Origin of the sequence: Nocardioides sp. 616, from assembly GCF_002930065.1 — a bacterium.
GTDB lineage: Bacteria > Actinomycetota > Actinomycetes > Propionibacteriales > Nocardioidaceae > Nocardioides > Nocardioides houyundeii.
This window is the reverse complement of sequence record NZ_POAG01000019.1, coordinates 393,518-417,702: the sequence shown is the minus strand read 5'-3', so window position 1 is coordinate 417,702 and position 24,185 is coordinate 393,518. Positions and strand designations below refer to the sequence as shown.

The following is a 24,185-nucleotide window of genomic DNA, read 5'->3' as shown; positions in this document are numbered from 1 at the left end:
GGTCAGCCGGCTCTGCGCAGGAGCGCCACGCACTCCACGTGGTGGGTCATCGGGAACAGGTCGAAGGCCCGCAGCTGCTCGAGCCGGTAGCCGTGCTCGGCGAAGATGGCCAGGTCCCGAGCCAGGGCGGCGGGGTCGCACGCCACGTAGGCCACCGCCCGCGGCGCCCGGTCCACCACCTGCTCGACCACCTTGCGACGGGCGCCCTCGCGAGGCGGGTCGAGCACCACGAGGTCGAAGGGCTCGTCGTACTCGGTCGCCAGCACCTTCTCCACGCTGCCCGCGCTGACCGCTGCCTGCTCCACGCCGGCCAGGTGACCGCGGGCGAGCCTGGCGGCGTCCGCGTCGCCCTCCACCGCGACCACGCGGGCCCGCTCGCCGACCCGGTCGGCGAGGAAGCGCGCGAACAGGCCGACGCCGGCGTACAGGTCGAGGACCGACTCGCCGGGCTGGGGGTCCAGCAGGTCCAGCACCGTGGTCACCAACAGCTCGGGGGCACCCGGGTGGACCTGCCAGAACCCGTCCGGAGCCACGGTGAACTCGCGTCCGGCGACGGTGTGGTCGACCTCGCCGGGCGCGGCGATCAGGCAGTCGTCGATCTCCACCACGTCGTGCGAGCGGTGCTTGCGCATCCCGATGCGTCCTCCGGCCAGAGGCACGAACCGGGTCCTGGTGCGCCACCGCAGGCCGTTGACGTCCCCGGGCACCGGGGCCACCGTGAGCCCCGAGACCAGGGGGTCCTCGGCGGCGAAGCCGGCCAGACGCACGAGCTGCTCGCGGACCACCGTCGCCTTCAGCTCGCGCTGGTGGTCCAGCCTCACGTGCTGGAAGTCGCAGCCCCCGCACAGCCCCGGTCCTGCGAACGGGCACGGCGGCACCACTCGCTCGGGCGCCGGTGAGAGCACCTCCACCGCGTCCCCGCGCCAGAAGCGATCACCCTCGGTGCCCTCGGTGATCTCCACGACCACCCGCTCCCCCGGCAGGGCGTGCCGGGTGAAGACCACCCGCCTGGTCTCCGGGTCGGTCTCGGGATCCGCGACCACCCGCACCACGCAGTGCCCACCGTGGGCGATCGGGCCGACCTCGGCCTCGAAGCGCTCCCCCACTCGCGAGCGACCGCGCGCTGCTCGCTGGCGTGGCCTTCTGGTCATCTGCCCACCTGATTCTGATCGTCGTCCCTGACCACGCGTCCGCGACGCAGGTCTCCTGCCTTCACCCGGTGGTCGTCGCGGCGGCGCCGGTCACGGGCCGCCTGCGAGGACTCCAGCTGGTAAGGCACCGATGTCACCATGACGCCCGGTGCGAACAGCAGGCGCCCCTTGAGTCGCAGCGCGGTCTGGTTGTGCAGCAGCTGCTCCCACCAACGCCCCACGACGTACTCCGGGATGAACACGGCCACCACCCCGCGGGGGTTCGCCCGTCGGATCTCCAGCGCGTAGTCCACGATCGGGCGGACCACCTCCCGGTACGGCGAGTGCAGGACCTTGAGCGGCACGTCGAGGCGGCGCTCGTCCCACTCGCGGAGCATCTGGTTGGTGGCTCGCGAGTCGATGTCGACGTAGACCGCCTCGAGCACGTTGGGCCGGGTGGCCTTGGCGAAGGCCAGCGCGCGCAGGGTCGGCTTGTGCAGCTTGGAGGTGAGCACGATCGCGTGCACCCGCGTCGGCATCACCTTGTCCTGCTCGTCCGCCGCGAGCTCGAGCTCGACCTCCTCGTAGTGCTTGCCGATCGCGCGCATCACCAGGAAGAACACCAGCATGGCGATGATCGTGATCCAGGCGCCGGCGATGAACTTGGTCAGGAGCACGACCGCCAGCACCACCGCGGTCAGCGTCAGGCCGAAGGTGTTGATGGCGCGTGAGCGCACCATCTTGCGTCGGGCCGCCGGGTCTCGCTCGGTGCGCAGGTGCCGGGTCCAGTGCCGGATCATCCCCAGCTGGCTGAGGTTGAAGGAGACGAAGACGCCCACGATGTAGAGCTGGATGAGCTTGGTGGTCTCGGCGTCGAAGATCCAGATCAGCAGCATCGACAGCACCGCGAGGAAGACGATGCCGTTGCTGTAGGCCAGCCGGTCGCCGCGGGACCCCAGGGAGCGCGGCGCCAAGCCGTCCTGGGCCAGGATCGAGCCCAGCACCGGGAACCCGTTGAAGGCGGTGTTGGCGGCCAGCACCAGGATCACCCCGGTGACGGTGACCACGAAGTAGAAGCCGGGCGGGAAGTGGTCGAAGACGCCTGCGGCGATCTGGGAGATCACCGGGTGCTGCTCGTAGCCCTCGGGCAGTGCGTCGCCGCCGGCCGTGCGCAGCCGGTCCAGCTCGTGGGGGTCGACGTAGCGGATGCTCATCTGCTTGGCCAGCACGATGACGCTCATCATCATCGAGATGGCGATCAGCCCCAGGAGCAGGAGCGTGGTGGCGGCGTTGGTGCTCTTGGGCTTGCGGAAGGCCGGCACGCCGTTGGAGATCGCCTCCACCCCGGTCAGCGCAGCACAGCCGGACGAGAACGCGCGCGCCAGCAGGAAGAACAGGGCCACCTGTCCCAACGGGCCCTCCCAGCCCGCCGCCGGCTCGATGACCAGGTCGGCACTTTCGGCCTCGGGCAGGTCCCCGGCGAGCAGGCGCATCACTCCGTAGCCGCACATCCCCAGGATGGCGAGCATGAACAGGTAGGTGGGCACCGCGAAGAACGTCCCCGACTCGCGCACCCCACGCAGGTTGACCGCCGCCAGCAGCGCCACCGCCACCACCGCAGCCGTGGCCTCGTGCCCGACCAGGGCCGGGATGGCGCCCGCGGCGTACTGGGAGGCGGAAGAGATGGAGACCGCCACGGTCAGCACGTAGTCCACCAGCAGGGCGCTGCCCACGGTGATCCCGGCATTGCGCCCCAGGTTCACGGTCGCGACCTCATAGTCGCCTCCGCCGGAGGGGTAGGCGTGCACCGTCTGTCGGTAGGAGGCCACCACGGTGAGCATCACCAGGGCGACCAGCAGCCCGATCTTCCACGACCAGGCGTACGCCGAGGCGCCGGCCACCGCCAGCATGATGAAGATCTCGTCAGGCGCGTAGGCCACCGAGGAGAGGGCGTCGCTGGCGAAGACCGGCAGCGCGATCCGCTTGGGCAGCAGCGTCTCGCCCAGCTGCGAGCTGCGCAGCTTGCGACCCAGCAGGACCCGCTTCGAGACATCGCCTATTCCCACGTGGCGAAAGGCTATCCCGCCCGAGCCAACCGTGTTGGATCTCCCGCGCCCGGGACTGGGATACGGTTCTGCTGTGCATGTCGTGATCATGGGTTGTGGCCGGGTCGGATCGACCTTGGCGCGCAGTCTCGAGGACCGCAACCACACCGTCTCGGTCATCGACAGCGAGCCTGACTCGTTCCGTCGGCTCGGCCCGTCGTTCAACGGCGACAAGGTCACCGGCTACGGCTTCGACCAGGCCGTGCTGGAGAAGGCCGGGATCCGTCGTGCGGACGCCTTCGCCGCCGTCTCCAGCGGGGACAACTCCAACATCATCGCGGCCCGGGTGGCGCGCGAGACCTTCGGGATCGACCAGGTGGTGGCCCGGATCTACGACCCCCGCCGCGCCGAGGTCTACCAGCGGCTGGGCATCACCACGGTGGCCACCGTCAAGTGGACGGCCGACCAGGTGCTGCGGCGGATCCTGCCGGCCGGCGCCGAGCCCGACTTCCGCGACCCCTCAGGCACGATCCGGCTGGACCAGGTGCCGATCCCCGAGCCGTGGATCGGTCAGCGCACCGTCCACTTCCAGGAGCAGACCCGCAGCCGGATCGCCTGGATCGACCGGCTGGGCGAGGGCATGCTGCCGATGCGCCAGACCGTGATCCAGGAGGGCGACGTCCTCCACCTGGTGATCCGCGAGGAGAACGCGGCCGACGCGTACGCCACCATCAACCGCGGACCCGAGGAGGGCTGAGCCATGCGTGTGGCCATCGCCGGAGCGGGTGCCGTGGGACGCTCCATCGCCCGTGAGCTCATCGAGAACGGGCACCAGGTGCTGCTGATCGACCGCAACCCCGAGGCGATCAAGCAGGAGCGGGTGCCGAACGCCGAGTGGCTGCTCGCGGACTGCTGCGAGATGTCCTCGCTGGAGGAGGCGCGCCTGGACAAGTGCGACGTCGTGATCGCCGCGACCGGCGACGACAAGGCCAACCTGGTCACCTCGCTGCTCGCCAAGACCGAGTTCGGCGTCCCCCGGACGGTGGGCCGGGTGAACCACCCGCACAACGAGTGGCTCTTCACCGAGGCGTGGGGGGTCGACGTCAACGTCTCGACGCCCCGGATCATGTCCGCCCTGGTCGAGGAGGCCGTCACGGTCGGCGACCTGGTGCGCCTGTTCACCTTCCGCCAGGGCAACGCCAACCTGGTGGAGATGACGCTGCCCGCCGACTCGCCGTACGTCGGCAAGCCGGCGGGCCTGGTTCCGTTCCCCGAGAACTGCGCGTTGGTGACCATCCTGCGCGACGGGCAGGTCTACCCGCCCAGCGACGAGCAGCCCCTGGAGTCCGGGGACGAGCTGCTCTTCGTGGTGGGCGCCGACTCCGAGGCCGAGCTGGAGCAGATGCTCGCCCCGCACCAGCACTGAGACAGCCCCGCGCCGCTCAGTCCTCGTGGTGGTCCGGGCTCCCGGCGCTGACGGGGGTGTGGTTGCGCGCCAGCAGCCACACCATCAGGGCCAGCGTGGCCAGCTGCAGCGGCCAGCCCAGCCCGATCTTGAGCAGGCCCAGGGTGGCCACCGCAGTGTCCGGGTCCAGGGATCCCGAGTGACCGGCCAGCCAGATCGGCGTCTGCACGGCGACGCGCAGCACGCAGGGAGCCGCCAGCACCCAGGTCAGCAGCGACGTCAGACGCACCAGCTGACGGTCCCGGTGCCACGCCGTGGGATCGCCGGTGACGCTGCCCACCATGAAGCCCACCGCGGGCCACCCGACCAGGCAGGTCAGCGCCAGCACGACCGCGTAGCCGCCGTTGTAGAGGATGCCGGGCAGGAAGTACGCCAGCGCCTGGTCCTCGGCTGAGCCGCCGGCAGCGGCGGCGCGGTTGACGAAGAACCAGCCGATGCCGATCCCCACCAGCGCGTTGACGCAGAACTGCACCGTGGAACGCTGGACCAGCCGGACGGCGAGCATCGCGACAGCGGCGGCGATGCTGACCGTCAACGCCAGCCGCAGGTCGTCGCCGAGCAGCCAGGTGGCGGTGAACAAGATGGTGGGCACGGCCGCCTCGACCATGCCGCGGCGACCCCCCAGGGCCTGGGCGAGCTGGCGGCGCACCACCGCCTCGACCGTCTCGGTCGCCGAGTCCGCTCCGGGCAGGGAATCGGCCTGGGGGTCGGGCTGGTCGCGGTGCTGGGGGTCGGGCGCCTGCTCCGCCTCGCCTCCGCTCACGGCATCAGCTCGTAGCGCGGGTTGTACATGATGCGTCGCCCGTCGTGCAGCCCGATCCGGCCGGCCACCGACATCGCCCGCCCAGGCTCGATGCCGGCGATCCGGCGCCTGCCGAGCCACACGATGGTCACCACGCCGGTGCCGTCGTCCAGGTCGGCCTCCAGGGCCGGTACCCCACCTCGGGGACGCAGGGTCACGGTGCGCAGGGTGCCGCGCAGCTGGACGGGCTCGCGGTCGGGTGCCTGGCCTATCGGCGCCACGTCGTCTCCCCCGTGAGCCTCGCGGAGGTCACGCACCTCCTGGTCGCCGCTGTCGGCCCATCGGGAGATGCTGCGACGCAGCCGGCTGCGCACCGCCATGTCACTGAGCCCGGCGGGCGTTGTCGGGCAGCACGAACGGCAGCGGCCGGCCCACGGGCATCGCCTGGTCACCGCGCCGGACCGCCACCAGTGCCAGGGCGTCCTCCCAGTCCTGGGCGGACTCGGGCTCGACGGCCGGCCGGCCCAGCAGCGAGACCCGCAGGAACCAGCGCGCCCCGTTGATCCCGATGATGCGGGAGGGCTGAACCGCGTCGGTGCCGTCCTCCCGCTTGACCGGCATCTGGCACACCAGCTCGGTGCCGAAGCGCCCCTCGCGCTCGACCGAGGAGCCACCGCGGCGAGCGATGTCCTCGGCGATCTGCGGCCGGACGTCGGACCACAGGTCCCCGTTGCGCGGGGCGGAGAACACCTGGAACTCCATGGCCCCGTCCGGACCTGCCATCATCACAGACTGGACCGCGCCGGTCTCCTCGTTGACCTGCAGCCGCAGCTCGAAGCCGGGCGCGGGGGCCAGTAGGAGGGCACCGAGGTCGACCCGCTCGAGGTCGTCGTGCACCTCGGAGAGGTCGTACGGGCCCGAGCCGGCCGTGGGCTGGGAGTCCGAGGTGTCACCGGCCTCGCCGGGCTCCTGCGGCGCCTGGGCCGCGTGCTGGGGCTCAGCTGCGGCTTCGGACTTGCGACGGAACTTCACGACCTGCCTCCTACGTCTCGGGGGGAGCCTGACGCGGGTTGACCGCCCGGCGTCGGGTCCGGTGCGCGAAAGCCCCCTGTAGAACCGTAGCCCCCGGCGCCACGGACCGAGTCGGGGAGTTCACCGACCTCGACGAAGCGAGCGCGCTCGACCCGCTGGACGACCAGCTGGGCGATCCGGTCCCCGCGCCGCAGCTCGACCGGTTCACGCAGGTCGTGGTTCACCAGCAGCACCTTGATCTCACCCCGGTAGCCGGCGTCGACGGTGCCGGGCGTGTTGACCACGGAGAGGCCGTGCCTGGCGGCCAGCCCCGACCGCGGGTGCACCAGACCCACGAAACCCGAGGGCAGCGCGATGGAGATCCCGGTGGGGACCAGCGTGCGCTCACCGGGTTCCAGCCGCACGTCGACCGTCGTCCTGAGATCGGCTCCCGCATCCCCGGGATGCTCGTAGGAGGGCGGCGGCAGGTCGGGGTCCAGCCGGACGATCAGCACCTCGAGGTCCTGGTCCTCGCGCGGGGAGTCGGTCACGGCGGCACACCCTACCTGCGCCCGGCGCTACCCCACCCGCCTACTCTTGTCCCCGTGGAGTACGCCGAACGCCTGCACGTGCCGCTGCGGTGGTGGGTCCAGGGGACGATGATGATCGCCAGCCTGTGGCTGGCCCTGATCGTGGCGATCCCCGGTGCCGTCGCCTGGACCATCACCGGCGCCGCGGCCCTGGTGCTGGCTGCCGGGTTCCTGGCCTACGGCGCACGCGTCACCGTGGCCGGAGGCGAGCTGCACGCCGGGCGCGCCCACGTCCCCCTCGAGCACGTCGGCACGGCGGAGCCGCTGGACGCCGACGCCGCGCGAGCACTCGCCGGCGTCGACGCTGACGCCCGGGCCTACCTGGTGCTGCGCCCCTACCTCAAGCGGGCGGTCCGGATCGAGATCACCGACCCCGCCGATCCGACGCCGTACTGGCTGGTCAGCAGCCGCCGCCCCGCCGAGCTGGCCGAGGCGCTCACCCGGGCCGCAGCGGCACCGCGCATGTCCGACCCCGCCGCTGGGTAGGGTCACGACCAGACCTCAGGAGGAACACCATGGCATCAGGCTCGAAGTTCTGGACCGTCTTCTCGCTCGGCTCCGCCCTCGGCGCGGCGGCGCTGGCGAAAAAGTCGCTCAACACCACGTGGAAGGCGGCGACCGGCAAGAACCCGCCGGAGAACCCGGCCGACCCCGATGTCGACCTGTGGGAGGCGGTGGCCTGGGCCGCGGTGAGCGGACTGGCCGTGGGGCTGGCGCGGATGCTGGCCCAGCGTCGGGCCGCCAACTACTACACCCGCTCCACCGGCCACCTGCCGCCCGACCTGCAGAAGGACGGCAAGTAGCTCAGGCCAGGAACCCGGTCTGCCGCAGCAGCGCCACCAGGTCGTCCCAGCCCTGGGCCGGTGAGGCCACCAGCACCGAGTCCTCGGTGGTGAGGCGGTGCGGAGCCGGTGCGCCCGCAAGGACGGCGAACCGGCCGCCGGCCTCGGTGACCATCAGCGAACCCGCCGCCCAGTCCCAGGGCCGGGGACCGTCCTCGACGTAGCCGTCGGCCGTGCCCTCGGCCACGTGGCACAGGTCCAGCGCGCACGAGCCCATCCGGCGGATGTCGCGCACCCGGGGCAGCAGCCGGGCGACGCAGGCGCCCTGGTGGGCCCGCACCTCGGGCCGGTAGCCGAACCCGGTGAGCACCAGCCGCTCCGGGACCGGCGGCGAGGGACGCACCCTCAGGGGCACGCCGTCGCGCGTCGCGCCGTGGCCGAGCGCCGCGGCGTAGAGCACGTCCTTGGCGACGTCGACGACGACGCCCGCCACCACCTCGCCGTCCACCTCGGCGGCCAGCGAGACGGCGTACTCGCCGATGCCGTAGAGCAGGTTGACGGTGCCGTCGACCGGGTCGACGATCCAGCGCACCCCGCTGGTGCCCTCGGTGTCGCCCTCCTCCTCCCCCAGCACGGCGTCCTGAGGTCGAGCGGCCAGCAGCCGGGCGCGCACCAGCTCCTCGCACGCTCGGTCCACCTCGGTGACCACGTCGACGGGGCTGGACTTGGTGGCGGAGACCGAGACGGTGCTGGCGGCCAGGGTGCGCACCAGCCCCGCCGCCTCCGTGCCGATCTCGATCGCCAGGTCTCGCAGCGCCAGCGCCTGGTCGCTCCCGGGGGGCAGCGTCATTCCGGCAGCCCGCACAGGGCCGGGCGCGGCCCTCGCGGGTTCGGGCAGCAGCCCGGCGCGCAGAGGTCCTGCCAGGGGCCCATGGAGCCCACGCTCTGACGGTGCGGCTGCTCCCCGCGCTCGACCGCGGCGCGCTCGACGAGGAGGTCGCGCACCATCGCCACGAACCGCGGGTCGATGCCGGGGGTTCCCGCCCGGGCCGCGGTGATGCCCAGCTTCGTCGCCGTCGCCATGGCCTCGGTGTCGAGGTCGAAGATGACCTCCATGTGGTCGGAGACGAAGCCGATCGGGACCATCACCACCGCTCGGGTGCCGCGGCGGGCCAGGGCCTCCAGGTGGTCGTTGACGTCCGGCTCCAGCCAGGGGACGTGCGGGGCGCCGGAGCGCGAGCAGTAGACCAGGTCGTGGTGCGGCCGGACGCCGATCTCCTGGCGCACCCGTTCCACCACCTCCTCCATCACGCTGCGGTGCTGGAGGACGTAGGCGTTGCCCGCGGGACCGCTCTGCTCGGCCATCGACACCGGGATGGAGTGGGTCACGAAGACCAGCACCGCGGTGTCGCGCAGGTCCTCGGGCAGGTCGGCCAGCGAGGCCAGCGTCGCGTCGACGACCGGCTCGACGAAGCCGGGGTGGTTGAAGTACTGCCGCAGCCGGTCGAGGCGGGGTGCTCCCTCGACCTCCGCCACGGCGTCGGCCAGGTTCTCCCGGTACTGGCGACACGACGAGTACGAGGAGTACGCCGACGTGGGCAGCACCGCGGCCCGGGTGATCCCGTCGGCAGCCATCTGCCGCACCGTGTCGACCAGGAAGGGGTCCCAGTTGCGGTTGCCCCAGTAGATCGGGAGGTCCACGCCCGCCCCGGCCAGGTCCTCGCGCAGGGCCGCCAGCAGGGCCCGGTTCTGGTCGTTGATGGGCGACCGGCCGCCGAACCGGAAGTAGTGCTCGCCGACCTCCTCGAGCCGCTCTCGCGGTATCCCCCGGCCCCGGGTGACGTTCTCCAGGAAGGGCACCACGTCCTCGGGCCTCTCGGGTCCTCCGAAGGAGAGCAGGAGCAGTGCGTCGTAGGGAGCCACGTCCGGGGCCACGAGAGGCGTCATGCGCCCATCGTAGGGAGAGCACCTAAGGTACGCGGAGATGCTCGATTCATACCGCCGGGTGCTGAGCCGCCCGGGTGCCCTCCGCTTCAGCGCCGCCGCCCTGGTGGCGCGCCTGCCCATCTCCATGGTCAGCCTGGGAATCGTGCTGCTCGTGGAGGGCGAGACCGGCTCCTACGGGCTGGCCGGCACCGTCTCGGCCACCTACGTGCTGGCCGAGGCGGCGATGGCGCTGCTCCACGGCAGATGGCTCGACACCCACGGCCAGTCCCGGGTGCTGCCGCTGGCCATCTCCGTCTTCGGCGCCGCCCTCGCGCTGATGGTGCTGGCGGTGGAGCAGTCCTGGCCGGTGGCGGCGACGTACGTCTTCGCGGCCATCGCGGGCGGCTCCCTCCCCCAGGTGGGTGCCAGCGTCCGGGCACGCTGGTCGAACCTGCTCTCCGACACCCAGGAGGTGCAGACCGCCTACGCCCTGGAGTCGGTCCTGGACGAGGTCGTCTTCATGGTCGGGCCGGTGGCGGTCACCGTCCTGGCCACGCTGTGGCACCCGGTGGCCGGGCTGGCGGTGGCCGTGGTGACCGGGGTGGCCGGCACCTTCGCCTACGCCGCACAACGCGACACCGAGCCCACGCCGCGCGGGCGGCACGCCGCCGCCGACCGCCCGGCCATGCCCTGGGGCGTGGTGGCGCCGCTGGCTGTGGTCAGTCTGGCGCTCGGCAGCCTCTTCGGGGTCGCCGAGGTCGCCACCGTTGCCTTCGCCGACGAGCGTGACCAGCCCGCCGCGGCGGGTGTGCTGCTGGCCGCGTGGGCGCTGGGCAGCCTGGTGGGCGGGCTGGTGACCGGTGTGGTCGCCTGGCGGCGAGGGCCGGCGGTGCGGGTGCGGGTCGGCATCGTGGTGATGACGCTGAGCATGGTGCCGCTGGCGCTGGTCGACTCCGTGCCGCTGATGGCGGTGCTGCTGCTGGTCAGCGGGGGCGCGGTCGCCCCGACCCTGATCGCCACCCTCAGCATGGTGGAGCGCTCGGTGCCGCCCGGTCGGCTCACCGAAGGGCTGGCGATCCTGCACACCGGCCTGGCGGCCGGGGTGGCGCCCGGCGCCGCGGCAGCGGGCTTCGTGATCGACCATCAGGGCGCGTCCCCGGCGTACCTGGTCGCGGTGGCCGCCGGGCTCGTCGGCGCCGTCGCCGCGCAGTGGACTCGTCGGTCCGAGGACCGGACCGGCGCCAAGCACTAGCCTGCGGATCATGACGCGCTGGACGAACTGGTCGGGGCTGGAGTCGGCGGAGCCCACGCAGGTGCTAGACCCGAGGAGCGTCGCCGACGTGGTCACCGCGGTCACCCGGGCCCGGGAGTCCGGCACCGGGGTCAAGATGGTCGGCTCCGGGCACAGCTTCACCGGCATCTCGGCGCCCGAGCACACCATGCTCCGGCCCGGCGGCCTGTCCGGGATCCTGTCGGTCGATCACCGCGCCATGACCGTCACCGCTGGAGCCGGCACCCTGTTGAAGACCCTGAACGCCGAGCTGGAGCGTCTCGGACTCTCGCTGCACAACATGGGGGACATCGCCGAGCAGACCCTCGCCGGAGCGATCTCGACCGGGACCCACGGCAGCGGCGGCATCGCCGCCGGGCTGGCCGCCCAGGTGGTGGCCCTGGAGATGGTGACCGGGACCGGGGAGGTCCTGGTGGCGGACCGGACCACCAACCCCGAGGTCCTCGACCTCGCCCGGCTCGGCCTCGGCGCCCTCGGCGTGCTCACCAGCCTCACCTTCGCGGTGGAGCCGCTGTTCCTGCTCCAGGCCACCGAGCGGCCCATCGGATGGGCCGAGCTGCTGGAGCGCCACGACGAGCTCGTCGCCACGCACCACCACGTCGACGTGCACTGGTTCCCGCACAGCGAGGGCGCACTCCTCAAGGCCAACACCCGCCTCGCCGACGACGTGGGGACCGCCCGGCCCCTCGCCCCGTGGTCGAGCTGGCTGGACGACGAGCTGCTCTCCAACACCGTCTTCGGCTTGACCACCCGCCTCGGCAACCGGTTCCCCGCGGTGGTCCCGGCGGTGAACCGGGTCTCCTCCCGCGCACTGTCGGCCCGGACCTACTCCGACGTCGCCCACAAGGTCTTCGTCTCCACCCGGCGGGTGCGCTTCCGCGAGATGGAGTACGCCGTGCCGCGGGCTGCCGGCCTCGCCGCGCTCGCCGAGGCGCGCCGGGTGATCGACGCCCACGACTGGCGCATCGGCTTCCCCGTGGAGATCCGGACCGCCCCTGCGGACGACGTGCCGCTGTCCACCGCCTACCGACAGGACGCGACCTACCTGGCCTTCCACGTGCCGCGGGAGGTCGACCACGCCGCCTACTTTGCCGCCATGGAGTCGGTGATGCGCGCCCACGGAGGACGCCCGCACTGGGGCAAGCTGCACTCCCTGGACGCCACGGCCCTGGGCGAGCTGCATCCCTGCCTGGACGACTTCACCGCGCTGCGCGACCGCCTGGACCCCGACCGGGTGTTCGCCAACGGCTACCTGCGTCGGGTCCTGGGCTCCTGACCCGCGGCTGGCTGGCCGGCGCGCCGTGGGCGCTCAGACGCTGGCCGGACCGGCGGGCATGGGGGCCTGCCAGTTGCGCCACAGCGCCAGCAGCCGCCAGCTGAGACACACGCCCGCACCCGCCGGGGCGATCACCCACCACGGCTGGTCCAGCCTCTCGGCGAGCACCGCGACCGCGGCGCCGGCCAGGGCGGGGATGGCGTACAGCTCGCCGCGCAGCACGATCGGGATCCGGCCCGCGAGCAGGTCGCGCACCATGCCGCCACCGATCCCGGTGATCATGCCGAGCAGGGCCGCCGGCAGTGGCCCGAGGCCGTAGTCGAGCGCCTTCAGCGCGCCGGTGACACAGAACAGCGCCAGCCCGAAGGCGTCGAAGACGTTCACCACGCGCTCGGCCCGGCCCACGGCCGGATGGAACGCGAAGGTCAGGAGCCCTGCCGCCAACGGCACCGTCAGGTAGCGCCAGTCGGTGAGCGTCTCCGGCGGGGCCGCTCCGATCAGGACGTCGCGGATCCAGCCTCCACCGAGCCCGGTCGCCCCGGCCAGCACCAGGCACCCGAAGACGTCCAGCTGCTTGCGCACCGCCACGAGCGCCCCGGAGATCGCGAAGACGAAGATCCCGGCGAGGTCCATCAGCACGAGCACCGTCTGGTGCTGGGCGGCGACGGCCAGGACGGTCATGCGCGGAGGCTACAGCGGTCCGGGACCACGCCGCGGTCCGGGAGTCGTCGCGGAGGCGGTCCGGGGGGCGCGCCGCATGATGTGTCTCCTCGCGCTCGGCGCTGGCGTAGGCTCGACCCACCGGAGAGACATGCCCCGGCAATCCGGGGCGGACAAGGGCAGGAGCAGTGCACGATGGCGCACCTCACGCTCGTCGGGTTGAGCGATGACCGTACGCGGTTGCTGCTCGTCGACGACACAGGCGTGGAGCACACCGTCGATGTCGACGCCCCGCTCCGGGCCGCCCTCCGCGCCACCGAACGACGCCCCGGCACCTTGGAGAAACGAATGGACAGCGCCATCCGCCCCCGTGACATCCAGGCCCGGATCCGGGCCGGCGAGACGCCCGAGGCCGTGGCCGAGGCCGCTGACTCGACGGTGGAGAAGATCATGATCTACGCGGGGCCGGTGCTGGCCGAGCGCGAGCACGTGGCCGGCCGGGCTCAGCTGTCCTCGGTGCGGCGCCGCTCGGCCGAGGGCAGCGGCTCCCTGGGAGGGGGCCGCAGCCTGGGCGAGACCGTCTCCGCGCACCTGCGCGCCAGCCACATCGACCCGGGCGCCGTGGAGTGGGACGCCTGGCGCCGCGAGGACGGGCGCTGGACCCTGGTCGGCACCTTCAGCACGGAGCAGCGCTCCGGCCGGGCGACGTTCTCCTACGACGTCCCCGGCAACTACGTCACGGTCGACGACGACGACGCGCGCTGGTTGGTCGGCGAGGCGACCGCCGCGGTCGAGACGGACGCACCCGCCGCCTCGGAGACCCCCGTGCGGCGCCGCCTCAGCTCGGTGCCCACCGACGAGCTCCCCCTCGGCGACGACGCCATCGAGCTGGTCTCGGAGGACCCGGCCCCGGAGCACGAGGCCCGGCAGCACGAGGCACGCGTCGACCACGAGGACGACGCCACCATGGACCTCACCGACTCGTTGCCCCTGGAGGGTCTCGAGGAGAGGCCGGCCAAGGAGCCGGGCCAGGACCCGCGCAAGGACCCGGGTGGGGAAACGGGCCAGGAAACGGACGCGGCACCGGCCGAGGAGCCTGCCAGCCCCAAGCCGGAGGAGGCCCCACGCCGTCCGGTGAAGAAGAGCCGCGGGCGCGCCTCCGTGCCGAGCTGGGACGAGATCATGTTCGGTGGGGGCACCGGCGACTGAGGGGTCGCCCGACATGCGGCTGACGGACCTCTTCGTGCATCCGGTGAAGAGCACCGCGCCGCGGCCACTGCCGTCCGCGGAGGTGCTGCGACGCGGGCTCGCCGATGACCGCTCCTGGGCCCTGGTCGACGGCCGAGGCGTCATGGTCTCCGCACGCGAGCTCCCGGCACTGGTGGGGGTGGTGACCGACACCCCGGTCACCGATCCGGGGGCCACGGCCGCGCTGCACCTGCGAGCCCCGGGTCAGCCCACCCTGTCGGTGGACGTGCCCAGAGGTGGACGGCTGACCGACTTCACGATGTTCTCCGAGCACCTCCAGGGGGTGCCTGCGGGTGCTGCGGCCGACGCCTGGTTCCGGTCACTGTCCGGACGTGACGACCTGAGCCTGCTGTGGTGCGACGACCCGACCCGGCGGCGCCTGGCCAACGACCGGGCCACGCCTCACGACCACACCGGCTACGCGGACGCGGCGCCGGTCTCCCTGGTCTCGCGGGCCTCGCTGGCGCTGCTCAACGAGTGGATCGTTCAGGGCGCCGAGCAACGGCAGGAGGAGCCCGAGCCGGTGTCCGTGCAGCGCTTCCGTCCCAACGTGGTGGTCGACGGCGACGAGCCGTTCGCGGAGGACGGCTGGGAGGCGGTCCAGATCGGCGAGGTCCGGTTCCGCGTCGCCGGTCAGATCAGCCGGTGCGTCATCACCACCGTCGACCCGCAGGCCCTGACCCGGGGCAAGGAGCCGCTGCGCACCCTGGCGCGGCACCGGCGTCGAGGCAAGGGCCTGGTCTTCGCCGTCGAGCTGATCCCCGAGGGCCCGGGGACCATCCGAGTGGGCGACCGGGTCTCCCCCGTCACTCGACCGGCCGCGCCGGGTCGGTGATCCAACCGCTCCAGCCCCCGGGGAACAGCGCTGCCCGGATCCCGGCGAGCTCCATCGCCAGCACGTCGTGGGTGGCGGTGACCCCGGAGCCGCAGTACGCCGCGACGGAGACGCCCGGCACGGCTCCCACCCCGGCGTAGACCCGGGCGAGCTCCTCGGGGGTGCGGAAGCGCCCCGAGTCGTCGAGGTTGCGCTCGGTGGGGAGGTTGACGGCTCCGGGGATGTGTCCGGCGACCGGGTCGACGGGCTCCACCTCGCCGCGGTAGCGCGCGGCGGCCCGGGCGTCGACCAGCACCCGGACCGAGGCCACGTCCTGCGCCCAGACCACCGGCAGGTGCTGCGAGGAGAGGTCCACCACGAAGGCGTCCGGGTCCGAGTCGGCCTCCGGCACGTCCACACGGGCCGGGAGACCTCGCTCCAGCTCGCCGCCTGCCTCCCGCCACGCGGTGAGGCCGCCGTCCAGGACCCGGACGTCGGCGTGCCCGTGGTACCTCAGCAGCCACCACGCGCGCGCCGCCGCCCGCCCCTGCCAGTCGTCGTAGACCACCACCGGGCGGGAGCCGGTGACTCCGAGTCGACGCATCGCGGCCTGGAAGTCGTCCGGCTCCGGCAGCGGGTGCCGGCCCTCCTCCCCCGGCGGGGCCGCGAGGTCGGCGTCCAGGTCGACGTACCGCGCGCCGGGGAGGTGCCCGGCGACGAAGTCCGCATGCCGGGGCGGGCCGCCCTGGGCGCCCATCTCGTAGCGGACGTCGAGCAGCGTCACCTCGCCGAGGAGCCCGGCGAGCTCCTCGGCCGAGATGAGCGGACCCGTCACGAGGGTCGCTGCGCCGGGGCCTGCTGCGCGGTCCGGGCGGCGTCGCGCTCCACGACGTCACCGAGCGCCTCGTCGATGCTGGCCATCACGTCTTCCGGGATCGTCACGCCCGCGGCGACCACGTTCTCGTGCACCTGCTCGGGACGCGAGGCCCCGACGAGCGCGGAGGCCACGTTGTCGTTCTGCAGCACCCAGGCGACGGCAAGCTGGGACATCGTGAGGTCCAGCGACTCCGCGATCGGCCTGAGCCGCTGGACGGCGGTCAGGGTCTTGTCGTCCATGAACCTGCTGATCATGTCGGCGCCGCCCTTCTCGTCGGTGGCACGCGAGCCCGCCGGCGGGGCCTGACCGGGCTGGTACTTGCCCGACAGCACGCCCTGGGCCATCGGCGACCAGACGATCTGGGAGATGCCGAGCTCGCGGGAGGCGGGCACCACCTCGTCCTCGATCACCCGCCACAGCATGGAGTACTGCGGCTGGCTGGAGATCAGCTGGAACCCCAGCTCGCGGGCGAGCTCGGACCCGGCCCGAAGCTGGTCGGCGGTCCACTCGCTCACCCCGATGTAGAGCGCCTTGCCGGCGCGCACGACGTCGGCGAACGCCTGCATCGTCTCCTCCAACGGCGTGCAGGTGTCGTACCGGTGTGCCTGGTACAGGTCCACGTAGTCGGTCTGCAGCCGCTGCAGCGATCCGTCGATCGACTCCATGATGTGCTTGCGAGACAGGCCGCTGTCGTTGTGGCCCTTGGGGCCGGTGGGCCAGTAGACCTTGGTGAAGATCTCCAGCGACTGGCGGCGCTCGCCGCGCAGCGCCTCTCCGAGCACCGTCTCGGCCTGGGTGTTGGCGTAGACGTCGGCGGTGTCGAAGGTGGTGATGCCCACGTCGAGCGCGGCGCGCACGCACTCCTTCGCCACGTCGTTCTCCACCTGGGATCCGTGGGTGAGCCAGTTGCCGTAGGTGATCTCGCTGATCTTGAGGCCACTGTTGCCGAGGTATCTGAAGTCCATGGTCCAGACGCTACCGGGACGGCGTCTGTGGTCCGGCGCTCTGCCAGGCGCCGCAGGTGTGGAAGGATCCTCGGTCGTGGCAGAACTGCACTTCTTCACCGGCACCATGGACTCGGGCAAGAGCACGCTCGCGCTCCAGACGAACCACAACCACGCCACGCGTGGCCGGGTGGGCCGGATCTTCACCGCGCACGACCGTGGCGGCGAGGCGGTGCTGTCGAGCAGGCTGGGGCTGACCCACGCCGCCCTCGAGGTGGACGCGGACTTCGACTTCTGGAAGTACGTGGTGGAGACCCTCACCCGGGGCGGTCGCATCGACTACCTGATCTGTGACGAGGCCCAGTTCTACTCCCCGCTCCAGATCGAGCAGCTGGCCAAGGTCGTCGACGAGCTGCAGATCGACGTCTTCGCCTTCGGGATCCTCACCGACTTCCGGACCGTGATGTTCCCCGGCAGCGCGCGGCTGGTCGAGCTCGCGGACCGGATGAACGTGCTGCAGGTTGAGGCACTGTGCTGGTGCGGCAAGAAGGCCACCCAGAACGCGCGCACCGAGAACGGCGTGATGGTGGTGGAGGGCGACGTCGTGGTCGTCGGGGACGTCGAGCAGGCCGACGACCCCTCGGCGGAGGTCGCCTACGAGGTGCTGTGCCGCCAGCACCACCGGCGCCGCCTGACCGCCGCGCGGGCCAAGGCGGTCAGCCTCGCGCCCGAGCCCCTGCCCTTCGGCTGAGCCCGCTCAGACCACGATCATCGGGATGAGCATCTCCGCGGGCGTCAGGGATCCGTGCAGACCGATCAGCGTCTTCTCGTAGGGGAAGTCGGCGGTGGACATGATCGCGCTGGTCCCGCGGCAGGCCACGAGCACGTCGCCGATCCGGGGCAGCACCGAGGCGTCCGCGGCGCCGAACCAGCCGCGGCGTACCGCCTCGTCGCGGGTCAGCACCTCCGCGGCCTCCCCCAGGGTCTCGCGCCAGGTGGCGACCACGTCGTCCACGGCGCCGCGCGCGCAGTAGAGGTGCCGGAACCTGGCCTCCCCGCCCAGCAGCGCCACCCCGTCGCGCAGCCCCAGGTGCTCGTCGACGTCGATGTGCGCCTGGACCGGCGAGTCGACCATGCCGTGGTCGGCCAACACCAGGAGCCGCACCTGCGGCGGCAGCGTCTCGCGCAGCTGCTCGGCCTCGGCGTCGACCATGGAGAGCTGTTGGAGCCACTGGGTGGAGGAGACACCGAACTTGTGCCCGGTCCAGTCCAGGTCGGAGTCGTAGACATAGGTCAGCGAGGGACGTGAGGCCGAGGCCGCCAGCACGGCGGCGATGCGCTCCCCCACCCGGTCGGCGCCGACGTACTCCGCGCCCCGGTGGGCGGCCATGGTGAGCCCGCTGCGCACGAAGTCACGCTTGTTGACCACCGTCGTGGCCACGCCGGCGGAGACCAGCCGGGCGAACGCCGTGGGGTGCGGCTGCCAGTCCACCGGGTCGACGGCCTTGTCCCAGGTCAGCGCGTTGAGCAGGCGGTCCGTGCCGGGGATGCGGCTGGTGAACCCCACCAGGCCGTGGGTCCCCGGGGCCAGCCCGGTGCCCAGGGAGGTGAGGCTGGTGGCGGTCGTCGACGGGACGCCCGCGGTGCCGGTGGCCTGCTCTGCCAGCAGCGAGGCCAGGAACGGCGCGGCGTGGGCATAGCGGCGCAGCAGCTCGGCGCCCAGTCCGTCGACCAGGAACACCACGTAGGCCGGTGCCTCCGGCAGCACCATGCGGGTTGTGGCCCCCGGCAGAGGCACCCCCAGTGCCTGGGCCACGGCGGGCACGACGTCGCCCAGCGACCTCGTCCCGTAGGCCGGCTCCACGAACTCCGGCGCACTCGGGCCCGGAGCGCCCGGACTCATGCGCCGCGAGTGCGGGCGGAGAGCGCCTCCGCGAACGCCAGCAGGCCCGAGACCGCGTCCCGGCCCTCGGCCGCGGCAGAGACCCGCAGCGAGAAGTCGTCGCCGGCCAGCACCCCGGTGTAGCCGTGGTCGGCCTCGCACGCGGGGTCCGCGCACGCGGCGGGCTCCAGGTCGATCCGGCTGACGCCACCCCAGCCGATGGTGAGCACCGCCTCGGCGGCGGGCGCGGGACCGGAGGTGGGGTTGGCCACCATCCGGGTCACCACCACCGACCGGACCGAGGCCAGCGTGATCGCCTCGGTGGAGGTGGAGGTGTAGGGCTCGGGCAGCATGTCGTCGCCCGGGTGCTCATCGGTGTGCGCGAGCAGCAGCCGGGTGGGGGTCAGCACCACCACCGTCAGGTGGCGGCGCACCTCGTCGTGCTCGAACGTCGGCTCGTGGTGGACGTAGAACGCGGCCACCCGCTCTCCACCGAGCGCGGCGAAGACGCCGTCGGAGACCACCTCGGGGTAGTAGCCGGTGCGGTCGATCGCCGACCGCAGCTCGCGGGCATGGTCCTTCTCGGCCGGAGCGTGCTCGGGCGTCCTGCTGCGCATGGGAGCAGTCTGTCACGCGGCAGGCGGTAGGGCTGCGCGGCGGTCTAGAAGGTGTAGTCGAAGGCCTTCAGGTCCGCGGCGAAGACCTCGGCGACCCGGTCCCGCGTCAGGGCCGAGTAGTCACGGCGGTAGTCGCGGGGCGGGGCCGCGTTGTCGCGCGGGATCGGCGCCTGGTCCGAGAGGCCGAGCCGCACCATCACCGTGCGGACGTCGGTGTCGAAGCTCTCGGTGCGGCCCACGAAGTCCGCCGTACGCCCCTCGGCGGTCAGGTAGGCGACCTGGGGCGTGCGCAGCCGGGGCCAGTCGTCGGGGCCACGCAGCACGAACGCGTCGAAGTCGGCGTAGTCGCGCGCCACCCGGGCCATGAACCCCTCTCCGGCGAGGAACCGCTGCGCCTTGGGCCGGCCCTGCTCGGCCAGGCGTCGGAAGCGCTGGACCATGCCGTACCAGGAGACCAGCCGGGCCCAGGGATTGCGCACGAACCCCACGGTCCAGTAGTCGACCAGGTCGGGCTCGGCGGCCAGGATCTGCCCGAGTCGGGCGTGCCGGGTGAGACCGTCGATGCCGCGCACCCCGGGCAGGTGGGAACGGACCAGGTGCTCCACGCTGACGCCGCCCGTCTTCTGCACGTGCACGAAGAGGAAGCGATGAGCGTCGGAGACCAGCACGGCCGTGATCCTAGTGGTCACCGAGGCAGCGAGCCTCAGTCGGGAAGCGTGTCCCCCGGCATCGAGCTCAGCCGCCGGACGAACCAGTCCGAGCGCGGGTCCAGGACGGGCTCGATCCGGATGGTCGAGCCCAGGACGGCGCACCCGCTCTGGCCGGCCAGCACCAGGGGCAGCGAGAGCGAGCGGATCTGGGGCACGTCGTACTGCAACTGCGCGACCCGCCTCACGATCCTCTCCACCTCCTCCACGTCCACGATCTCGCTCCCCCGGTAGCCGAAGAGCAGGGGGGACGCCTTGATCTCGCGAACCATGTCCTGGGCGTCGTGCTCGGCCAACGGCGGGATGCGGAAGGCACGGTCACCGAGCAGCTCGGTGAGCGGACCGCCAATGCCGAACGAGATCACCGGACCGAAGAGCGGGTCCTCGATGCTGGCCACGGCCACCGGGACGCCGGGGGGCGCGTTGCGCTGCACCACGAAGCCCGCCTTGCCGGGATCGGTGATCACCTCGCGCAGCGACTTCCACGCGTCGTCCATCTGGTCCGGGGAGTCGATGTTGCGCCACACGTGCGCCAGGTCGGGGCGGTCGCGCAGGTGCGGAGCGGTCGCCTTCAGCACGACGTCCCAGCCCAGCTCGGCACCGGCAGCGCGTGCCTCCTCCAGCGAGCTCACCGGGCGGGTGCGCCACAGGTCGATGCCGTAGCAGGCGAGCAGCTCGAACTGCTCGGCGTCGCTGAGGTCGCGCCCCGTGGGGTGCTCGATCAGCAGCTCGGCGACCAGCTTCTTGGCCGCAGGCCGGTCCACCAGCTCGAGGTCGCCGGGCGGGGTGTCCGGGGTGCGCAGCCACATCGCGTACTCCACGACGCGGGCCAGGGCCCGGACCGCGGCCTCGACCGCCGGGTACGACGGCACCGAGCCGCGGCCGGCGGTGGAGCCCGCGACGTCGGGGACCCGCAGCAGCTCGGGCACGCCCTCGGCCCCCAGGAACGTCGAGACCAGGGGCTTGTCCGACTGCTCGCCGATGGCGGCGAGCACGTTGGCCACGTCCTCGCCGCTGACGTTGAGCGGCGGGATGTAGATGGCGGCGACCGCGTCGACCTCGGGGTCGTCGATGGCGGCGTCCAGCGCGTCCTCGAAGTCCTCGGCCGTGGCCTCCGCACCCAGCGCCACCTGCTTGTTGACCACGAGGCCGGCGCCGGCGGCCGCGTCCGCGGCCAGCAGGCCGAGGGCGTCGGAGTTGCCCACGACCGCGACCCGGCGGCCCCGGGGCAGCGGCTGGTGCGCCAACAGCTGGGCGACGTCGAACATCTCCTCCAGGGTGTCGACCTGGATCACCCCGGCCTGCCGGAACATGGCGTCCACCGACTGCGAGGGGGCCGCGATCTTGCGCACCGCGTGGCCCATGGGCACACCCTGGGTGGTGCGGCCGGACCGCACGGCGATGATCGGCTTGCGCCGGGAGACCCGACGCGCGATCCGGGAGAACTTGCGGGGGTTGCCGATGGACTCCAGGTAGAGCAGGACGACCTCGGTGGAGTCGTCCTCCTCCCAGTACTGCAGCAGGTCGTTGCCGGAGACGTCGGCGCGGTTGCCGGCACTGACGAAGGTGGTCAGCCCCAGGCCCCGGTTGTTCACCTTCTCCAGGATGGCCGAGCCCAGCGCACCGGACTGGCAGAAGAACCCCGCCCGACCGCGGGGAGGCATCACCGAGGAGAGCGAGGCGTTGATCGAGACCTCGGGGTCGGTGTTGATCACTCCCAGGCAGTTGGGGCCGATCAGCCGCAGGCCGTAGGACCGGGAGAGCCCGACGAGCTGGCGCTGGCGACGGCGGCCCTCCTCGCCGGTCTCGGCGAAGCCGGAGGAGATGACCACCAGGCCGTGCACGCCCTTGGCGGCGCAGTCCAGCACGACGTCCTGCACCGCGTCGGCCGGCACCGCCACGATGGCGACGTCGACCTCGCCGGGGATCTCGGCCACCGACGCGTACGCCGGGAGTCCCGAGACCGCGTCGGCGGTGGGGTTGACGGCGTAGACGCGGCCGGTGAAGTCGCCCAGCACCAGGTTGCGGACCAGCGCCTGACCGATGGTGTCCTGACGTCGGCTGGCGCCGATGACGGCCACCGAGCGCGGGTTGAAGAACTTCTCGATCGAGGCGGACTCGGCGCGGTGCTCGCGCTGCTCCATCACGTCCAGGGCGGTGTCGGTGGGGTCGATGGAGAACTCCAGCGACACCAGGCCGTCGTCGTACTGGCTGGCCACCTGGTAGCCGGCGTCCTTGAAGGTGCGGATCATCGGGTGGTTGTCGGGCAGCACCTCGGCGACGAACCGTTCGATCCCGCGCTCACGGCCGGCCTGGGCGAGGTGCTCGAGCAGCAGCTGGCCGATGCCGCGGCCCTGGTGCTTGTCCTCGACCAGGAACGCCACCTCGGCCTCGCCGGGCGCGACGGTGTCGTAGCGGCCCACCGCGATCATCTTCCCGCCCACGAGCAGCACGAACGCGACGCGCCCCACGAAGTCGACCTGGGTGAACCGGGCCACGTCCTTGTCGGAGAGCTTCGGCATCGGGGCGAAGAACCGGTAGTACTTCGACTGGTCCGAGACGCGGCTGTAGAACTCGACCATCAGCTCAGCGTCGGTTGCCCGGATGGGCCTGATGTGCGCCGTGCGACCGTCGCGGAGCAGGACGTCGGCCTCCCAGTGCTTGGGAGGCTCTGTAGTCAAGGTCCCGGTCTCGGCTTCGGTCACGTCCCTGAATCTAACCTGCCGTTGCCCCACGGCGTGCCCTGTCACCCCAAGGGGCGGGACGTTGGGGACAATGTGGCCATGGCAAGACGCGGCACGAAGGCTCCCCTGCCCGACGACTTCGAGGAGCACATCCTCGACATCGACGTCGGCGACGAGATCAAGTCCTCCTTCCTGGAGTACGCCTATTCGGTGATCTACTCCCGCGCCCTGCCCGACGCGAGGGACGGCCTCAAGCCGGTCCAGCGGCGCATCCTCTACACGATGTCCGACATGGGCCTGCGCCCCGAGCGCGGCCACGTGAAGAGCGCGCGCGTGGTCGGCGAGGTGATGGGCAAGCTGCACCCGCACGGCGACGGTGCGATCTACGACGCGCTGGTGCGGATGGCCCAGTCGTGGTCGATGCGGCTGCCGATGGTCGACGGGCACGGCAACTTCGGGTCACCGGACGACTCCCCCGCCGCCATGCGCTACACCGAGTGCCGGATGGCGCCGGCCGCGGTGGCAATGACGGCCTCGCTGGACGAGGACACCGTCGACTTCAAGCCCAACTACGACTCGCGCGAGACCGAGCCGGGGGTGCTGCCCTCGACCATCCCCAACCTGCTGGTCAACGGCGCCACCGGCATCGCGGTGGGCATGGCGACCAACATCCCCCCGCACAACCTGGTCGAGGTGGTCCAGGCGCTCAAGCACCTGATCGGCCACCCCAAGGCGTCCGTGGACGACCTGATGCGCTTCATCCCCGGGCCGGACCTGCCCACCGGCGGCAAGATCGTGGGCCTGGACGGGGTCCGGGACGGCTACGCGAGCGGCCGCGGCACCTTCAAGATGCGCGCCACCGCCCGGATCGAGTCCGTCACGCCCCGCAAGAAGGGCATCGTCATCACCGAGCTGCCCTACGGCGTGGGCACCGAGCGGATCATCGAGCGGATCAAGGTCCTGGTGCAGTCCAAGAAGCTGCTCGGCATCTCCGACATCAAGGACCTCACCGACCGGGCCAACGGCGTGCGGCTGGTCGTGGAGGTGAAGAACGGGTTCGTCCCCGAGGCCCTGCTGGAGCAGCTGTACAAGCAGACCCCGCTGGAGGAGTCCTTCGGCATCAACGCGGTCGCCCTGGTCGACGGGCAGCCGCGGACGATGGGCCTGAAGGAGATGCTGGAGGTCTTCCTCGCTCACCGCTTCGACGTGGTCCGCCGGCGTACGACGTTCCGGCGCGGCAAGGCGGCGGACCGGCTGCACCTGGTCGCCGGGCTGATGATCGCCATCCTCGACATCGACGAGGTGATCCAGCTCATCCGCTCCAGCGACAACTCCGCGATGGCCAAGGAGCGGCTGATCGACGTCTTCGACCTCAGCGACATCCAGGCCACCTACATCCTGGACATGCCGCTGCGCCGGCTGACCCGCTTCTCCACCCTCGAGCTGGAGAAGGAGAAGTCGGAGCTGGAGAGCCAGATCGAGGCTCTCGACGCG

At 72.1% G+C, this 24,185-nt stretch carries 25 protein-coding genes; 10 read left to right on the top strand and 15 right to left on the bottom strand.

Annotated elements, in window-relative coordinates:
• Positions 1-2 precede the first annotated feature (2 nt).
• Entirely contained in the window at positions 3-1,151 is a 1,149-nt protein-coding gene (locus C5H89_RS13215; RefSeq protein WP_104107439.1) for a methyltransferase, read from the bottom strand.
• Positions 1,148-3,196, bottom strand: coding sequence for an APC family permease (locus C5H89_RS13210; RefSeq protein ID WP_240181851.1), 2,049 nt, complete (start codon positions 3,194-3,196; stop codon positions 1,148-1,150). The genes C5H89_RS13215 and C5H89_RS13210 overlap by 4 nt, the downstream gene beginning before the upstream one ends.
• A 73-nt stretch (positions 3,197-3,269) precedes the next feature.
• On the opposite strand from C5H89_RS13210, the gene C5H89_RS13205 reads away from it, so the two are divergent.
• Both C5H89_RS13205 and C5H89_RS13200 read left to right on the top strand, forming a co-directional pair.
• Entirely contained in the window at positions 3,270-3,932 is a 663-nt protein-coding gene (locus tag C5H89_RS13205; protein WP_104107437.1) for a TrkA family potassium uptake protein, read from the top strand.
• A 3-nt stretch (positions 3,933-3,935) separates the two neighbouring features.
• Complete coding sequence (locus tag C5H89_RS13200) at positions 3,936-4,601, top strand: TrkA family potassium uptake protein (protein WP_104107436.1); 666 nt, start codon at positions 3,936-3,938, stop codon at positions 4,599-4,601.
• Positions 4,602-4,617: 16 nt separating this feature from the next.
• Here C5H89_RS13200 and C5H89_RS13195 read toward each other — a convergent pair whose 3' ends face one another.
• Genes C5H89_RS13195 through dut form a run of 4 tightly spaced genes read right to left on the bottom strand, consistent with a single transcriptional unit; the run spans position 4,618 to position 6,908 of the window.
• Entirely contained in the window at positions 4,618-5,403 is a 786-nt protein-coding gene (locus C5H89_RS13195; protein WP_104107435.1) for a DUF3159 domain-containing protein, read from the bottom strand.
• Positions 5,400-5,762, bottom strand: coding sequence for an OB-fold nucleic acid binding domain-containing protein (locus C5H89_RS13190; RefSeq protein WP_104107434.1), 363 nt, complete (start codon positions 5,760-5,762; stop codon positions 5,400-5,402). The genes C5H89_RS13195 and C5H89_RS13190 overlap by 4 nt, the downstream gene beginning before the upstream one ends.
• 1 nt (position 5,763) lies before the next feature.
• Positions 5,764-6,414: a DUF3710 domain-containing protein gene (locus C5H89_RS13185; protein WP_104107433.1), complete on the bottom strand. Its 651-nt coding sequence runs from the start codon at positions 6,412-6,414 to the stop codon at positions 5,764-5,766.
• The gene (gene dut, locus C5H89_RS13180) at positions 6,411-6,908 is read right to left on the bottom strand and encodes a dUTP diphosphatase (protein WP_240181862.1); all 498 of its coding nucleotides are present in this window, start codon (positions 6,906-6,908) and stop codon (positions 6,411-6,413) included. Before dut ends, C5H89_RS13185 begins: the two co-directional genes overlap by 4 nt.
• A gap of 90 nt (positions 6,909-6,998) precedes the next feature.
• Here dut and C5H89_RS13175 point away from each other — a divergent pair, with 90 nt between their 5' ends.
• Complete coding sequence (locus tag C5H89_RS13175; protein ID WP_240181850.1) at positions 6,999-7,469, top strand: DUF3093 domain-containing protein; 471 nt, start codon at positions 6,999-7,001, stop codon at positions 7,467-7,469.
• Positions 7,470-7,498: 29 nt separating this feature from the next.
• Positions 7,499-7,786 (top strand): DUF4235 domain-containing protein, encoded by a 288-nt coding sequence (locus tag C5H89_RS13170; protein ID WP_104107432.1) that lies wholly within the window; start codon positions 7,499-7,501, stop codon positions 7,784-7,786.
• Between the two features lies 1 nt (position 7,787).
• Here C5H89_RS13170 and C5H89_RS13165 read toward each other — a convergent pair whose 3' ends face one another.
• On the bottom strand, positions 7,788-8,615 hold the full coding sequence (locus C5H89_RS13165) for an inositol monophosphatase family protein (protein ID WP_104107431.1): 828 nt from the start codon (positions 8,613-8,615) through the stop codon (positions 7,788-7,790).
• Complete coding sequence (locus C5H89_RS13160) at positions 8,612-9,712, bottom strand: ferrochelatase (RefSeq protein ID WP_104107430.1); 1,101 nt, start codon at positions 9,710-9,712, stop codon at positions 8,612-8,614. The genes C5H89_RS13165 and C5H89_RS13160 overlap by 4 nt, the downstream gene beginning before the upstream one ends.
• Before the next feature lie 37 nt (positions 9,713-9,749).
• On the opposite strand from C5H89_RS13160, the gene C5H89_RS13155 reads away from it, so the two are divergent.
• Positions 9,750-10,943, top strand: a complete 1,194-nt coding sequence (locus C5H89_RS13155; protein WP_104107429.1) for an MFS transporter — start codon at positions 9,750-9,752, stop codon at positions 10,941-10,943.
• 10 nt (positions 10,944-10,953) lie between these two features.
• Positions 10,954-12,258: a D-arabinono-1,4-lactone oxidase gene (locus C5H89_RS13150; protein ID WP_104107428.1), complete on the top strand. Its 1,305-nt coding sequence runs from the start codon at positions 10,954-10,956 to the stop codon at positions 12,256-12,258.
• Between the two features lie 33 nt (positions 12,259-12,291).
• Here C5H89_RS13150 and C5H89_RS13145 read toward each other — a convergent pair whose 3' ends face one another.
• A complete protein-coding gene (locus tag C5H89_RS13145; RefSeq protein WP_101524243.1) occupies positions 12,292-12,939 on the bottom strand; it encodes a TRIC cation channel family protein in 648 nt (215 codons plus the stop codon).
• 174 nt (positions 12,940-13,113) lie between these two features.
• Here C5H89_RS13145 and sepH point away from each other — a divergent pair, with 174 nt between their 5' ends.
• Entirely contained in the window at positions 13,114-14,127 is a 1,014-nt protein-coding gene (gene sepH, locus C5H89_RS13140; protein WP_104107427.1) for a septation protein SepH, read from the top strand.
• A 13-nt stretch (positions 14,128-14,140) separates the two neighbouring features.
• On the top strand, positions 14,141-15,001 hold the full coding sequence (locus C5H89_RS13135; RefSeq protein WP_162799368.1) for an MOSC N-terminal beta barrel domain-containing protein: 861 nt from the start codon (positions 14,141-14,143) through the stop codon (positions 14,999-15,001).
• Here C5H89_RS13135 and C5H89_RS13130 read toward each other — a convergent pair.
• A complete protein-coding gene (locus C5H89_RS13130; RefSeq protein WP_104107425.1) occupies positions 14,973-15,815 on the bottom strand; it encodes a sulfurtransferase in 843 nt (280 codons plus the stop codon). The two genes, C5H89_RS13135 and C5H89_RS13130, sit on opposite strands and share 29 nt — an antisense overlap.
• A complete protein-coding gene (locus tag C5H89_RS13125) occupies positions 15,812-16,822 on the bottom strand; it encodes an aldo/keto reductase family protein (protein WP_104107424.1) in 1,011 nt (336 codons plus the stop codon). Before C5H89_RS13125 ends, C5H89_RS13130 begins: the two co-directional genes overlap by 4 nt.
• Positions 16,823-16,898: 76 nt before the next feature.
• Here C5H89_RS13125 and C5H89_RS13120 point away from each other — a divergent pair, with 76 nt between their 5' ends.
• Positions 16,899-17,552 (top strand): thymidine kinase, encoded by a 654-nt coding sequence (locus C5H89_RS13120; RefSeq protein WP_104107423.1) that lies wholly within the window; start codon positions 16,899-16,901, stop codon positions 17,550-17,552.
• Between the two features lie 6 nt (positions 17,553-17,558).
• On the opposite strand, the gene C5H89_RS13115 is transcribed toward C5H89_RS13120, so the two are convergent.
• From C5H89_RS13115 to C5H89_RS13100, 4 genes are read right to left on the bottom strand one after another with little or no spacing between them, the layout of a single operon-like run.
• Positions 17,559-18,704 (bottom strand): nucleotide pyrophosphatase/phosphodiesterase family protein, encoded by a 1,146-nt coding sequence (locus C5H89_RS13115; protein ID WP_104107422.1) that lies wholly within the window; start codon positions 18,702-18,704, stop codon positions 17,559-17,561.
• Entirely contained in the window at positions 18,701-19,300 is a 600-nt protein-coding gene (locus C5H89_RS13110) for a DUF5998 family protein (RefSeq protein ID WP_101524237.1), read from the bottom strand. The genes C5H89_RS13115 and C5H89_RS13110 overlap by 4 nt, the downstream gene beginning before the upstream one ends.
• Before the next feature lie 44 nt (positions 19,301-19,344).
• Positions 19,345-19,968 (bottom strand): sulfotransferase family 2 domain-containing protein, encoded by a 624-nt coding sequence (locus tag C5H89_RS13105; protein ID WP_162799367.1) that lies wholly within the window; start codon positions 19,966-19,968, stop codon positions 19,345-19,347.
• Between the two features lie 35 nt (positions 19,969-20,003).
• A complete protein-coding gene (locus C5H89_RS13100; RefSeq protein ID WP_240181849.1) occupies positions 20,004-22,712 on the bottom strand; it encodes a bifunctional GNAT family N-acetyltransferase/acetate--CoA ligase family protein in 2,709 nt (902 codons plus the stop codon).
• 78 nt (positions 22,713-22,790) lie between these two features.
• Here C5H89_RS13100 and C5H89_RS13095 point away from each other — a divergent pair.
• The coding region (locus C5H89_RS13095; RefSeq protein WP_114149427.1) for a DNA topoisomerase (ATP-hydrolyzing) at positions 22,791-24,185 on the top strand (1,395 nt) is incomplete at its 3' end.